At 35.8% G+C, this 15,467-nt stretch carries 9 protein-coding genes; 4 read left to right on the plus strand and 5 right to left on the minus strand.

Annotated elements, in window-relative coordinates; genetic code table 11:
- Positions 1-225 precede the first annotated feature (225 nt).
- The 4 genes from M666_RS12390 to M666_RS12405 all read left to right on the plus strand — a co-directional run bounded on the left by M666_RS12390 (position 226) and on the right by M666_RS12405 (position 6,961).
- Positions 226-708 (plus strand): CAP domain-containing protein, encoded by a 483-nt coding sequence (locus tag M666_RS12390; protein WP_039325722.1) that lies wholly within the window; start codon positions 226-228, stop codon positions 706-708.
- Positions 709-1,033: 325 nt separating this feature from the next.
- On the plus strand, positions 1,034-4,057 hold the full coding sequence (locus M666_RS12395) for a T9SS C-terminal target domain-containing protein (protein WP_029446099.1): 3,024 nt from the start codon (positions 1,034-1,036) through the stop codon (positions 4,055-4,057).
- 55 nt (positions 4,058-4,112) lie between these two features.
- Positions 4,113-5,033 (plus strand): PorP/SprF family type IX secretion system membrane protein, encoded by a 921-nt coding sequence (locus M666_RS12400; protein ID WP_029446100.1) that lies wholly within the window; start codon positions 4,113-4,115, stop codon positions 5,031-5,033.
- A gap of 11 nt (positions 5,034-5,044) precedes the next feature.
- Positions 5,045-6,961, plus strand: a complete 1,917-nt coding sequence (locus tag M666_RS12405; RefSeq protein WP_029446101.1) for an OmpA family protein — start codon at positions 5,045-5,047, stop codon at positions 6,959-6,961.
- An 82-nt stretch (positions 6,962-7,043) separates the two neighbouring features.
- Here M666_RS12405 and M666_RS12410 read toward each other — a convergent pair whose 3' ends face one another.
- From M666_RS12410 to M666_RS12430, 5 genes are all read right to left on the minus strand, one after another.
- Positions 7,044-7,760: a DUF6882 domain-containing protein gene (locus M666_RS12410; protein ID WP_029446102.1), complete on the minus strand. Its 717-nt coding sequence runs from the start codon at positions 7,758-7,760 to the stop codon at positions 7,044-7,046.
- Positions 7,761-7,886: 126 nt separating this feature from the next.
- Positions 7,887-8,507: a hypothetical protein gene (locus tag M666_RS12415; RefSeq protein WP_029446103.1), complete on the minus strand. Its 621-nt coding sequence runs from the start codon at positions 8,505-8,507 to the stop codon at positions 7,887-7,889.
- A 143-nt stretch (positions 8,508-8,650) separates the two neighbouring features.
- Positions 8,651-9,382 (minus strand): SIMPL domain-containing protein, encoded by a 732-nt coding sequence (locus M666_RS12420; RefSeq protein WP_029446104.1) that lies wholly within the window; start codon positions 9,380-9,382, stop codon positions 8,651-8,653.
- A 47-nt stretch (positions 9,383-9,429) separates the two neighbouring features.
- Positions 9,430-9,846: a hypothetical protein gene (locus M666_RS12425; RefSeq protein WP_029446105.1), complete on the minus strand. Its 417-nt coding sequence runs from the start codon at positions 9,844-9,846 to the stop codon at positions 9,430-9,432.
- 610 nt (positions 9,847-10,456) lie between these two features.
- Positions 10,457-15,448 (minus strand): DUF4132 domain-containing protein, encoded by a 4,992-nt coding sequence (locus M666_RS12430; RefSeq protein WP_029446106.1) that lies wholly within the window; start codon positions 15,446-15,448, stop codon positions 10,457-10,459.
- Between the last annotated feature and the right edge of the window lie 19 nt (positions 15,449-15,467).

Below are 15,467 nucleotides of genomic sequence, written 5' to 3' on the forward strand. Positions count from 1 at the left end.
TGTGCTACTAACGATGAATAACAGCTTGCCTTCGATGAGTGGTTTTTTTATGGTTAAAAGTCGTTTTAATGACGATGAATGACCTTTTGAAACTTGTGTAATTCACTGAAATACAGTTTATTACTACTCGTCGACTATAACGGTCCATTCGTGTGTTTTACGCTTACAAATATTGAAATAGGACGTTTCTTTGTGGTGGAATTAACCTACAGAAATAAGTATCTTATGTTTAGAATTAAATTTTTATCAATCGCTTTCCTTGCTTCTTTATTCACATTAACATCGTGTTCAACAGCTACCCAAGAACAGGAAGTAGCTATATATGAAAATGTTTCCATATCAACTATTGAAGAAGAAGTTTTAGAGTTAGTAAATGAATATAGAGTTTCTGAAGGTTTAGAGGTAGTTCTTTTTGGCGCAGTAGCATATGATTTTGCAGTATCCCATAATGAATATATGATTGCGCAAGGGGAAATAAGTCATGACAATTTTAATAGTAGATCTACGGATTTAACGATTAAAGCGCATGCCGATTTTGTTTCTGAAAATGTAGGCAAAGATTTTACAACGGCTAGAGGTGTTGTAAATGCTTGGATCAATAGTCCTGCTCATAAAAAAGTTATGGAAGGAGATTTTACCTATACAGCAATTAGTGTAGAAGAAGATGCGGATGGAGTTCTTTATTTTACACAATTATTTTATAAATAACATTGAATATAAACGGATTGAAAATATTCAGATATTTTTCAGACGGAATTATCTCTAGTTCTTGTTACTTTATTTAACTTAATCACTTAACACTCCGAGGTATTAAGTGTTAATTACTAATTCATACTTTAGCTTATAGGAGCTTTTATTGGATATTTTTATGGTTTTATACTCCTTGTAAATTTACTTTCACCACAAATAAGCAATATTATACAACAAATTGCCATGCATTTCATCGAAATTAAATAGTTGTTCGAAATAAAATTCTTACAAATTAATATTATTGTAGTCCAAAACTTACAAAGTTTAACTTAAAACTTTTGATATGGCTACATCTTTACACTTCGGAAAAAAGCTTTCTAATGGGCTTTTAATTATCTTTTTTTTATCACTTCAATCCGTTTTCTCGCAGAACAGATCCTATGCTACTATTGTAGCTAGTGAAAGTAATGTAGATAATGCAGCAAATAGTACGGATCAGGACTTAAATACGAGTGCTTCCATAAGAGCTAGTTCTGGTTTGGCTTTAGGACTAGGTGCATACGCTGGGTATTTAGAATTACGTTATCCTACTCCGCTTTTAGCAAATACTACCAGCTATATAAAGGTAAGTTCTGAAGACGAGTTGCTTCCATTTTTATTAGGAGGAAACTTAGGAAATTTACTAGCCAATATAGGTGGTACAGTGCTATTAGGAAATCAAGAGTTTTTGGTAGAAGCTAAGAATGGTGCTACTACCGTTCTACAAGCGAACACAAATAATGCCACTAATTTTGCAGCAGCATCTTCGCGGATTGTTGTGGACCAAGCTGGAGATTATTTTGTAGCAATGACCCCTAATCTTCCTTATGATAGACTTCGGTTCACAAATAATTTGGGTTCTTTAATAGGGATTAATAATACAAAAAACTTGGCTGTTTTTGGCGCGTTCCATGGGGAAGGTACTATAGATTGTGGAACACCTTCTTTTACCTCTTTTAATGGAAGCGGTCTTAGTTTAGATTTATTAAACCTTGGAGGGGCAGGAGTAACAAATCCTGAATTTGCTATGGATGGCAATCCTAGTACTGCTTCAGAGATGAGTTTAGGAATTATAGCAGTAGCCGCTACCATAGAACAGACATTTTATTTTGATTCGGTGTCTAATCCTACAGATCAAATTTATATGACCATGGCTATAAACCCTTCTTTACTGCAACTTGGTATTCTGGATAACATTACTGTAAACGGTATGAATGGTGCGAACGAAGAGTTCTCAGCTACACTAACTTCCTTATTAAGTTTAGATGTTTTAACACTTCTACAAAGCGGAGATGCTACTACCTTTAGTTTTAATCCTGGCACGAGCATAGATAAAGTTACACTTGGTTTATCTTCTTTATTAAATGTCGCTCTACCGCAGAATATGAATATTTTTGAAGTATTTCTAGCGCCAGCAGTACCGGTTTTAGATGCGTCATCAACCTCAATAGCAATTTGTGAAGGATCATCGGCTAATTTAGTGGCCACTACGCAAGATAGTACTTCTGAATTACGTTGGTATGATGCTGCAGTTGGGGGTAATTTATTAGCCACTTTAAATTCAGGAGACTCATATACTACACCCGTTTTAATGGAAGATCAAACCTATTATGTAGCGGCGGCAACACCGGGATGTTTAATAGCATCTCCTAGGTTGGAAGTACCTGTAACTGTGGTAGCTACTCCTACAGCAAATGACATTAGTGTTTCAGGTAATGAGTTTCCGTTTTGTTCTTCTAGTGCTGTTATTCTTCATCCTTCCAGCGCTATTGAAGGAGAATATTTATGGTATTTAGATCAAAATAAAGCGGTGGAAATTATGGATGGTATGGTAGATGGCGGGGTAAGCTATACCATTAGTGCTATAGATGGGAGTTTAACCGTTACAGGCTTAGATGAAACAAATAGTCCATACACGTATTATGTAAGTTTAGAAGAAGCAAGTGCAGGTTGTGAGAATATTGTAGGAGACTTAAAAGAAGTTCAAGTTACTGTTGTTGATTCTAGTACCAGTGCTTTAGTAAATTTAGATGTAGATTCTGGGATCATCTTATTGGATGAAATTATTGGTTTCTTTGGCGCTGATAGTGCTACCACTATTTCTGGTGCAGTAACTGGTGATGTTGTTGCAGGAGATGTCATCAATCTTTTGGTGAATAACACGCTATATACCGGCATTTTAGACGCCGATTTAAATTTTAATATTACGGTTGATGGAATTGATTTGGTAACCGATTTAGATAATATTCTTGATGTTTTTGTAGAAGGTGGTGTCTGTACCAATTCAGGGAATGCATTGATAGATTTACCAGATATCACAGTAAATGCTACTTTACAAGAGTTTTGTGCATCAGATAATCCAACCTTAGCAGATTTAATTATCGACCCTAATCTAGCCCTTTTCGATGCCTTAGATATCAATGTAGCAGCAGACCTAAATACGCCTTTGATAGACGGAAGTGTTTATTTTGCTGGAATTTTAAATATTCCTAATTCCATTTTACCAAGAGTGCAGATTACTGTAGGCATCAGTAGTGTTCCTGCTCCTACAACTTCTGAAATTAATCAAGAATTTTGTGAAAGTAGTGAGGCTACAATTGGTGATATTCAAGTAAATGAGACAGATGTAGTTTTTTATGATAGTGAAACGCAAGGAACTGTTTTAGATCCTTCTAGTCCGTTGGTGGCAGGTACTTATTATATTTCTTCTGTTGTGGATGGTTGTGAAAGTACAGAACGATTAATCATCAATGTGAGTATTGTAGCATCAGACATGGCAACAATCACAGGAGAACGCGAGGAGGTTTGTATAGATCGGGAATATAGCTACACGACAGAAGATAATCGCCAAAATTATATCTGGGAGGTGGAAGGAGGTACAATCGCTGAAGGCGGGACAAGTACGGATAATTTCGTTACAATACTGTGGGATGATTTACAAGATACGTCACTTAGTGTTTCTTATGAAAACACAACAGGATGTGGAGCAAGTGTCAGTGAGACCGTGGCTACAATTACGTGTGGCGAGGTATTGGGTGAAGAATTTGGGATATTGGTTTATAATGAGTTTACACCGAATAATGATGGCTTTAATGACTATTTTGTAGTGAAAGGAATTCTGAACTATTCTTCTAGTGTACAAATTTATAACCGTAATGGAAACCTCGTTTTCGAAACCGAAAACTATCAAAATAATTGGAATGGTATTGCTACAGTTTCGGGCGTTCTTAATTCAGGAGATGATTTGCCTTCAGGAACGTACTACTATGTGATCAATATTCCTGAATTAGAAAAAGACCTGATGGGTTGGTTACAATTAGTCCGATAATAAACTGTGTTTTTTTGTCAATTTCAAAATTTAAGTTATACCAAAATCAATACTTATGAACGCATTTCAAATACCTACAAAACTGTTGCTCTTTTGTTTTCTGGTACCTGTATATCTGGTGTTTGCGCAACAGCCACCTCAATATACGCAGTACATGTATAATACCATGGTTTTAAACTCTGGTTACACAGGAACAAGTTCTAAAATTGAAGCATTATTATTACACCGCTCGCAATGGGTGGGCATAGACGGGTCTCCTGAGAACCAAGCATTTTCTATTCATGGAAAATTAAAAGAAAATATAGGATTAGGCCTCAGTGCTACCAATGATAATTTAGGAGCTTCTAATGCCATAGAAATTAATGGGAATTTTGCTTACGAAATACAAACAGGGTATTATACCAAGTTATCTCTGGGGGTAAATGCAGGTGTAAACCTTTTAAATATAGATTATTCAAAAGGCATTTACGAGAATGACCAAGACCCATTGTTTCAAGAAAACCTAAATTCCACACGGCCTATTCTTGGGCTAGGAGCCTTTTTTTACAGTACAAATTGGTATGCAGGTTTGTCTACTCAGAATATTTTGAATTCTCAAATATTTGATGATAAGGAGTTAATTACCAATAGAAAAAGTCAGTTTTATTTCATGGGAGGCTATGTTTTTGATTTGTCAGAACGCTTAAGATTTAAACCAACAGTATTAACCAAGCATGTTGCAGGAGCTCCTATAACGGTAGACGTTTCTGGTAACTTTCTAATCAATGAAAAATTGAGCTTAGGACTTGCTTATAGGTATGATGATGCCGTAAGTGCTTTAGCCGGATTTAACGTATCAGAAAAATTTTTTATAGGATATGCTTATGATTATACGCTTACAGATTTAAATAATTACAATGATGGTTCTCATGAAATTATTTTAAAATACAGCATTTTTGATCGTAATAAAAGAGCATTATCCCCAAGATTCTTTTAAAAAACAATACTATGAAAAACGTAATTTTATTATTTATTATATTTTCTTCTACGGTTGTTTTAGCACAAAGTAAAGAAGAACGAGCAGATGATCATTTTAAGGAGTTTAAATTTGATGCGGCTATAAAATTATATGAAGAACTTGCCTCAGATAAGAAGAAACCTTCCTTACACATAATACAGCAATTAGCAGATTGTTATTTTAATGTAAATGATTATCATAACGCTAAAGAATGGTACAACAGATTGTATGCTATTCAGGGTAAAAAAATAGAGGAGGGTAATCTTATTAAATTGGTACAATGTCTCAAAGCAGATTTAGAAATAGAAGAGGCCGATAATGTACTCAAAGCATATTACACGAAGCCTGCTAAGCTAAAAATGATATTGGCACAAAAAGCATATTTGGATAGTATATCTAAAGAAAAACCCAGATTTAGCATTGAAAATGCATCATTTAACAGTAAAAAATCAGATTTTGCACCTTATTTATATATCAATGGTTTGGTATTTGCCTCTGCTAGGGATACCTTAAAATCTAGCAAGCTTTATCCTTGGAACCAGCAGCCGTATTTAGATTTGTACATAACGAACCCCAAGCAAACGGACTATACGCCTGTAAAGTTTTTAGAAAATATGGAATCAGATTTTCATGATGCTACTATTGCATTATCATGGGATGCTAAGACCGTCTATTTTACGCGAAATTTTATAGAGAAAAATAAGCTAAGTGCAAATGCAGACGGACTCTCTAATATGCAAATATTAAAAGGAAGTATTGTAGCAAATGAATTGGTGAATATTACTTCTATGAGTTTTAATAGCAAGGAATATTCTTGTGGACATCCCACAATTACGGCAGATGGAAATTACATGTATTTTACGTCTAATATGCCTGGCGGCTATGGAGCATCTGATATTTATAGAGTAGAGCTCAATAGCTCGGGAGATGCAGGAAAAGAGCCTGTTAATCTAGGGCCAACCATTAATACTAGAGGACGTGAAATGTTTCCTTATGTTGTGAATGATGTGTTATATTTTTCTTCTGATGGACATTATGGATTAGGTGGTTTGGATATTTTTGCATCGGCCATACTTTCAGAAGCAGAATTTTCATTACCATTAAATAGGGGAGAACCTATCAATAGTAATATGGATGATTTTTCCTATATACGCGAAGTAGCCTCAAATAATGGATATATGGCTTCTAACCGTAGTGGAGGCATAGGAGATGATGATATTTATTATTATGAAGGTATACAGCCTACAGATTGCTTGGAATATTCAGGAACTGTGTTTGATGAAAAAACTGGAGAACCGTTGTATGAAGCTACTGTAGAAATATACGATTCGGAAGAAGGTTTGGTTTTAGCAACCAAAACAGATATGGAAGGCTATTATAACTTTATTCTCCCGTGTAACACCACGAATAAATTGGTGTTTTCTAAGAAAAAATACTCAAAAAAGTCGGTTACAGTAACTACGGATGAAAACCCTAAAGCTCAATCAACAAATAATAAAGTGTATCTAACTCCTTTTGAAAGTTTAGTAGTTAATGATAATGGTGTTGAAAAGATTATTGTAGAGCCTATTTATTTTGATTACGATAAGTATAACATTACGCCAAGAGCAGAAATACAATTAGAGAAGGTATTGTTTGTTCTAAGAGAATTTCCGGCCATTAAGATAAAAATTGAATCACATACAGACGCTAGAGGAAAAGATGCTTATAATTTAAAGTTGTCCGATAATAGAGCAAAAGCTACTCGTGATTATTTAATTTTAAAAGGGATAGCTGCGAGCAGAGTTGAAAGTGCCTATGGGTATGGCGAAAATCATTTAAAGAATGAATGTAGTAATGGAGTTTCTTGTTCAGAGCAACAACATTTAGTCAATAGAAGATCTGATTTTATTATTGTATCAAAATAAAAAATATCTTCAAACCAACTATAAAAAAGCATCATAATTATGATGCTTTTTTACAGTTGGTTTCTGTGAAAAACAAGCGGCTTTATATCTTCCCAGTTAAGGAAGTTAATCGGTTTAAAGCATCAAATTCAGCACTTAAAACCTTTGCATTTTTAAGACCTTCTATTTTATGTTCCGTTCGGTGTATGTTAAAACCACGATCTATTAAATAATTAAGGAGCGCATTTTTATGTTGTACCGTTATTCCTGCGATTAATTGAGGAAAACAAGTCAATACTTTCTCTATTTTATCCATTTCAATCTCAGGAATCCGATCATCATCTATCGTAACTACGAGCGTTCCTTGCCCGTAATTAGCACAGTAATAACTTCTGGAAGAAAAATGGCCACAGGCCAGCATTCCTATTTTGTGCTCGAAACCTTCCTCCACATTAAAATGACTGTCCGTAAATTCTTTAATATTTTTTTCTTCTCCTAACGCTTTGAGCTTTCTAGATTGCACTAATAAGTTTTCAGGAATACCACTTTGCGTATTTGCCCAGCCCCACATCCAAGAGTTGTTATTAAAAGATAAAGAACCTATTACTTGAATAGGAAGTTCCAAGTCTCCAAAGAGAATACTTCCTTTTCCTAAATCTAGTTGCCAACCATGGGAACCAATAAAGTCGCCAAAAATAAGCTGTTTTTCAAAAGATAAACCTGCGTGTGATTCAAAAAGGCTTTCGAAGCTATTCCATTCAGCTTTGCTGAGGGTTTTAAAATTGTTCTGTTCTGGGCTGTTATCTATATTCTCTGACATCTGTTAGTATTTTAACTATTTTTACATTTCCCGCAATAGCCTCTTTTGGTGCTCAGTATTAGTGAATTTACCGCTAGTTATGACTATATAGACTAGCGGTAAATTACTTTAACTATAGTATGCTTGTTAGTTATCCAAAGGTATGGTACCAGCAATATTCCCTTCTTTTATTACAAATAACATATTGGCAATTGGCGCATTCCCGTAACTATCATCTTCCCAGGCTTGTTGATGTAAGTGCACGAATGAGCTTAATAATTCCTCACCGGCATCTCTAGAGATAACCATCATGCATGTTCTTCTAGGAATAGTAACCAGCAATTCTTCTGAATTGAGCATTTGATGTGCTTTTAACATGTGGTTGGGAGATAAAATTCTTTCACTGGAAAAGTCTAGTCCGCTAGAGGTGAGTACCTTATTTTCTAAAGTTTCTGAATATTCAAATTCAGTATTGTAGTTTTCCAAATTCTGAAATGCCTCTTGTAATACTTTATTGGCATCCATAGTTTCTAAATGCTTGTGCGTTAAGAATACAAAATTATCAGGAGTGTCATACCCAAAGCCTATTACTACTTTAGGATTTTCTTCATCACCTATTAATGTAGATTTAATTGCGCCTGCTTTTAGACCAATCCAATCTCCAGGTTTTAGAATTGGGTAAATTTTATGAAGTCCACTTTCCGTTTGCTCCACAATTTTTTCAATTTCTTCGTTGGTTTTTTCTTTTCCTGAAATTGTAGTACTCATGCTGTATTTATTTTTTTGTTTATAACAAATTTAAGGGTGCCTATAAAGTTTTTTATCACGGTATTCAGCTATTTTAAAAAATAATAGAAAACCGAATATGGCCTATGCCGCTCCGATGATCTCCTTAAAGGCTAGGGGAGTTATTAGTCTACTTTGTACACCAACTTCATGGTAATAGAGGCTGTTTTTTCTCTAGAGCTAGTATTAAAAGTTCCACCCCAAGAATAATCTTCACCAGAATTTTGACCTGTAATTTGAAAGATTCCCATTTTAGCAGATTCTAGGTGGCTTAAATCCCCTCCCGAAAATTTGGCTATATTTTCTGCGCGTAATCTCGCGTCTTCTGTAGCTTTAGAAATCATTTCAATTTTTAAATCGGCCAGTTTGGTATAGTAATACCTAGGAGATTCTGAATAGAACTGCACACCTTGATTCAGCAATTCTGTAATTTCTCTAGATACTTTTTCAATTTTATCTACGTCTTTAGATTCTATTTGTACGGATTGCGTAAGGCTATAGCCTACAAATTCTTCACCAGCATACTCTCCATTGGTATTGTATAATTGTTTGGTTTTTTGATTTGTTTTTACGGCGCTATAGACGAGCTCTTCGGTTTTAATTCCCATTTTAGTTAAATAGTCATTTATTGTCGCTTTATTTTTTTCTAAGTTTAAATATGCTTGTTTCAGATCTTCATCTTCTGCATTAAAACTACCTTCCCAAACAATAAGGTCTGAAGAGAAATCTGTTTTTCCTAATCCGGTTACTTGAATTTCCCCAGCTACTTTAGCTCTGTCCGTATATGCTTTTCCTAGAAAGATTGAAGCTACTACGATGGCTATTCCAAAAATAAGGGCACTTGTGTATTGTTTCATATGGTGTAATTTTTAATCAAGGTTCTATTATAATTAAGCGATTGTTTCTACCAATAAGACCCTACTAAAAAGGTCATGCGGATAAAGGCGATAACACTTTCATCGGTTAAGGTTAATGGTGCTTCTATCGTGGTAATTTCATCACCATCTACAAAAACCACAAATAAGCCGTCTTTAAAAGCGACCATTACATTGTCTATAGCTTCTTGTACTACAGCAAGATCTTTATTAGTTAGTTCCCCAAAATCGACCTTGCCACTTTCGGCTTGCTCTTGAATGTCTGTTGGACTTAAAAAACCGACGACATTTACTTCTAGTCTTTTTTTATTAAATGCTTCTACTTGGTTTTTTACGCAAGCCTCCAATAATTCTTTTAATGTTTTTGGCGTACTTTCAAAGGTTAAGGGGAACTGCTTCACCTTTTTTTTACCTAATCTTTTGAGCTGTATTGTTAGCGCTTCCATGTATACTTCTATTTTTTATTGCGTTAGGGATTGTCGTGAAAAGCCCGGAATGCGATAGCAAGAGGACTTGCAACAAAAGCCCGCCCCACCAAAGTGGGGAACGCCCTTATTATTTAAAAATCAGCTATTTATTTGTGCCAAAATTGTTGGATCTTGGATTTCTGTGGGACTTAAAAATCCAAGAACATTTACTTCTTCCCTTTTTTTTACCTAATCTTTTGAGCTGTATTGTTAGTGTTGCCATGTATACTTCTATTTTTTTATTGCCTTAGGGATTGTCGTGAAAAGTCCGGAATGCGATAGCATGAGGACTTGCAACAAAAGCCCGCCCCACCAAAGTGGGGAACGCCCTTATTATTTAAAAATTAGCTATTTATTTGTGCCAAAATTGTTGGATCTTTTATTTCTGTGGGACTTAAAAATCCAAGAACATTAACTTCTTCTGTTTTTTTTTATCTAATCTTTTGAGTTGTATTGTTAGCGCTTCCATGTATACTTCTATTTTTTATTGCGTTAGGGATTGTCGTGAAAAGCCCGGAATGCGATAGCATGAGGACTTGCAACAAAAGCCCGCCCCACCAAAGTGGGGAACGCCCTTATTATTTAAAAATCAGCTATTTATTTGTGCCAAAATTGTTGGATCTTGGATTTTATTATCTTCGGATAAGAGTTTTATTTTTGAAATAATCTCTGCCGATTTTGGATCGTCATCTACAAAAGGTAAAAACATACGCCCTCTATGCTGACTATGCACCGGAAGGATGGCTAATGATAAGCCATTTTTGCTCACTTGGCCGCTTCCTAAATGTATGCTATACTCGCCCAAAGTACCTGCCACTAAGATATGACGCTCTTTAACCGTAATGTTTTTAAGTTTAAATAGCTGTGCCGATTCGGTGGCCAAAGCAGCACGCATTTGTAATGTACTATGGCTGGCTTCTGGATCTACGCCACCCACATGGGCAACACTTACCACAAGATCTATGTCTCTCATAATTTCACTAAAAACTACCGTAGGCACATCTTTTAGCGGAATTGGTTTGTAATTTTCTAGGGAGTAGAAAACAATATGTTCTAAGGTTGGCGCCTCGGTATCTGCAGGGGAGAACCAATCAGCCATGGCATACATTGTTGCCATAAGCCCAAGTTTATGATATACTTTTTGCAAGCCATCTTCATGGCTCACCGTCCAACCACGACCGCGTAATAAAGCAACCGTTTTTTGCGGCTGAATTTGATGCCCTTGGTAACGCTCTGACTTTGCACCAAGCTCTAGCTCATCTTTAGTCACCAAATACAATTCTCTAAAAACTTGCTTAAAGGGTTGTACTAAACGCTCTGCAAAGAGGTATTTCTGGTACAGATCCCATTGTACGGCTTTGTATAAATGCGATGGATGGGCGATGACCAAAACAGCATCTTCTTTTAAACTATGCTTTTTGCCTTCAGTATCTGTTAGTACGCCGTTAGCATAAAAACCAGAAATTTCTTTTTCAGGAGAAAATAGCACCAATTTGCTTAGCATTACTTTTACAATAGGGTGCTGCATTATTTTATGAATCTCTGCTGCGGTAAACTTATCTTCGTTTACCATAGCATTTTCTAGGGACAAACGGGTTCTGCTGTATTGTTTTGATAAATAAGATTTCCCTTCTTTTAAAGCCAATACTTGTTTATCTTTTTTATACTTAGCGGGAATAGACTTTTGTTTTTTATCGCCTTTAGTAACTACAATATCAGTTTTTCCTTGATCTGTGATGACCAATTCTATAACGGCATCATCAAAGGTGAGCACTGCATTTTCCATGATTGCGATGGTTGCTTTACTTTCCATAGCCCAACTAAAACGTACGCGATCTTGAAAACCGGCATTTCTGGACAAGTTATCTAAGGCAATTTCTACCGCATTTTTCTCGCTTTCTTGACGCTGCGCTCCAAACTGTTTGCTCTCTTTTAAAAACTGTTGCAATAAGTTGTAGCGTTTTAATAAATCTTTTTCTGGTATGGTTTTACTCAAGGGGATTAAGCCCAAAGCACGCACATAGTCTTTATCTCTTTTTTCTGTAATTTTCTTTAAGGTTTCGGTAATTTTTACCTCCCCTAGCATTACGCTAGAGTACAGTTTTACTTGTCTATGACCATTACCATCTGTAATATATTTTGCGGCATCATGGAGTATTTTCCAATTGGCTTTTCCTATGCTTTTGTACACTTTATTGAACCAATCTATATCTATGGCACCAATAGAGAAGTCCGATTTTGGAATGTTAGAGTACCTAGAAATAATGGTTTCTTTTTCGCTACTCATATAATCAGATGCGTGCGCTTGGAACCACCAAACGGCGTCTTCTAATTTTTCTAACCCTAGATATTCGCCCACAAAACCGGCCCATTGCGTAGCATAACAGGCAAGTTCTACCAAACGTTTTTTAGGAATGTTGGCTTCGTCTGCAAGCGTAGCAAAATCGGCATAGCTTTCTGTTTCTTTAAGTACACTCTTTTTTAAGATAGCACTGAACTTAGATTTTTTCGTATCGCCATAATAACTATAGCCACGCTCAAAAGTATCCTTGCCCATACGCTGTAGTATTTTAAACACATACGCCACACCTTCTACTTTGCTAAGGCTAGAAATGTATTCTGATGCTTCTGTAGCTAGATCTCCACGTTCTAATTCTACCGAAAGTATATTTGTTTTTAAATCCTTAAAAATGCCTTTTGGAATTAAGCTTATATCTAAATTACCGTTCCGGATTCTGTAATTCTGAGCACCATCTAGCATAGCCATTAGCTCAGCGGAGTTTAGTGCTTGAAAAAGTAAATCGTCTTCAGTAATTAAATTCTTTTGAAAAAGTAGTAAAGAGATTGTTGTAAATGGTAATACAAGACCTCTACTGGTATTTCTTTTTTCTGTGGCGTCAATTATATTTGTAATGGGTTTTGGATATCCAATGTATTGCGCTACCAAAAACATTTTTATATCCCAGAATCGTTTTAACTGCGCCTCATCGGCAAACTTTTTTAATTCTTCTTCATTTATAACACATACCAATCCGTCAATAACATCAATCCAATGGTAGTTGTCATGTCCGTACCTATTGCCATAGGAGAACTTACTTGTTTTTAGGTCTTCAGGGAAATTGGCAATCGTATCTTCCCATAAATCTAATTTAAAACTTAGTACAGCGGCCCTATCTGCATAGGCATTAAATAAGCGCTTTAATATTTTTGTATACCTAGAATTTGTACTGTAATAGCTACGTTCAGGAATCGTTAAATTAATTTGCGTTAAGTCTGGTACATATTGTTTGGTGTATTCTTCTAAAGCTTTATAATTACCATAGGGCGCATTAATTCTATTGATGTATCGAATGGCGGAAAACATCTCAAAATCATTAAGATTGCTTTCCTCATACCATTTTATCCAAACCGCTGCTAAGGGAATGTTTTGTAAATGTACTTCAGGGCCAACCTCGTCTTTAATTCTTTTAATTTCTTGAATACTATTGCCGATTAAAGTGGTGCTGGTTTCGCCGTCATACGCTTCAAATTGATATTCGTGATTTCTATGCTCCTGTACTAAGGCGATTAAATTATTAACGGCTGTAACTATTTTAGGCTCGTCTATAAAAGCTCTAAACTTAAAATTAGCTGTAGTAATCCCAAGCTTATTAAAAAAGCTTTTTTTATCATCAAACTTACGTTGTGGCGTATATAGAGGAGAGAGATTGTGATAATCTACAGCGCCAAAACCATTGCTATACCCGTATCCATTTTTTGTCTTAGAGAACTTCCCTAAAAGAACACTTTCATTTTTACTATGTTTTGGACGCTCTTTGAATAAGGCTATCTGTTCTTGTACAAATATTGGATATTTTTCTTCTTCTGCTACAAGGGTTAGCATTTCTAGTGCTGCCAAACGTTGGTCTACGCTCTTGGCAGTGATTAAATGTTGTGTACTTTCTTTAAAGGTTTTTTCAGGTTGTTTAATGAGTAATTTGATTAAACCAGCACGGAGGCTTTTGTTTTTCCGACCTAATAGGTCTTCTACAATGGCTAAATCTTCTTGGTATAAGGGCATGTAATGAAATACCTGTATGCCGGTAGCCATGACCGATTCATTCCTATCTCTAATGGCTTGGTGTGCTAAATTTCGTTGCCAAGCATCCGGAGATAAGGCTAATTGTTTGGGTGTGGTATTCCCATAATTGTATCCAAATGAATAGGTGTAATGATCAGGGAATATTTTTCTGATGTAGCTTTCACGTACCTCTGAAGGTAAGTTGCTTATGTTCGCGGCGAGTAAAGATAATTGGTCCTCTTTGGCATTTCTGATCATAAAATTGAAGAAGAAATTAGGTTGTACCGTAAAGCTCAGCCAAGAGAATACTTTGCCATCATACACTTTGCCTTCTTTGGGGAGCCCTTCTGCTACCTTTTGTATGCGGGTAAACAGTTCTTCGTCTATTTCTAAGGCTGGTAAATTTACGGTAAGCCAATAATCTAAAGCAGGGTTTTTCCCTAGCTCTTTTTTGTAATAATCTACAATAGATTTATTGGTACGTTGCGTCTGACTCACAAAGTAAAGACCTAGTAATTTTTTCTCTAACGTATCTGTAGTATAGACTAATTCTAATGCCTTTTGATTGGCCACATCTACATCAATTAAGGCTATCGCCCATAGACCCACATAGATTTCTATATTGTCATCGCTTTTTAAAAGGGTGTCAATGTCTTTTAGGTTTAAAATATACTGCTGACTTAGTTCTAGAATTCTTTTTATGGTGGCCTTTTTAGGAGCTTCCCAACCAAAACCAAACCAGGTATCTACAGCTCTTACCACACTACTAAAACGCGTTAAATCATGCTCTAAAATAACCCCGATAATATGCTTTAAGGCACCATGACTCGTTTCATCTAAAGATTCTAGTATGGTTTGTCTTAGGCCTTCTTGGCGCTGTGCAGCCAATAGTAATTTAGAAACCAATTCCCAATGCTCTTCTTTCTGGGTGAGCAATAAACCTTTGATGATATCCCTGCTTACCCCGCCAATTTCATCTTCGGCTTGTAAAATATCTTTAACCACCTCTAGGACTAATTCTGGTTTATGTTGTAATACCGTTCCAAAAAAGTAACTGTTCTTATGATCATAGTAGGTGCTGTACTGAAACTGCTCTACTAGCGATAAGGCCCCAAAACCTTTACGGCTAAAAGCTAAAAAGCTTCTGAAATAATTTAATTTGTTATACAGGTGCTGGGTATTTACTTTGGCTCTAAAAGCCCTTCTATTGTAACCCGTTTGATAAGGAAGATAATCAAACACACTCCACATAGCTGCTAAATAGGGGGTTTGCACTTCTCCGTATAACACTAAGCCTAAACGCATCCCTTCTTCGGTTGTCCACGGGTTTACCGTCGTAGCATCATCAAAAACATTAGAGAAAATAGCTATGGTTTCATGCTGCTGCCTAGGTTTCAATAAATCGGCAATAATTAATCCTAATATTTCATAAGGGCGAGAAAATTTTTTAAAATCGGTGTCTGTTAGTTTCTCTTTTTTGTGTTTCTTAATGTATGCTTGTGCTTTTTCAAATGGAATCATAGTGGTGCTATTCTTTTGA

Source organism: Cellulophaga baltica 18 (genome assembly GCF_000468615.2).
Classification (GTDB): domain Bacteria; phylum Bacteroidota; class Bacteroidia; order Flavobacteriales; family Flavobacteriaceae; genus Cellulophaga; species Cellulophaga baltica.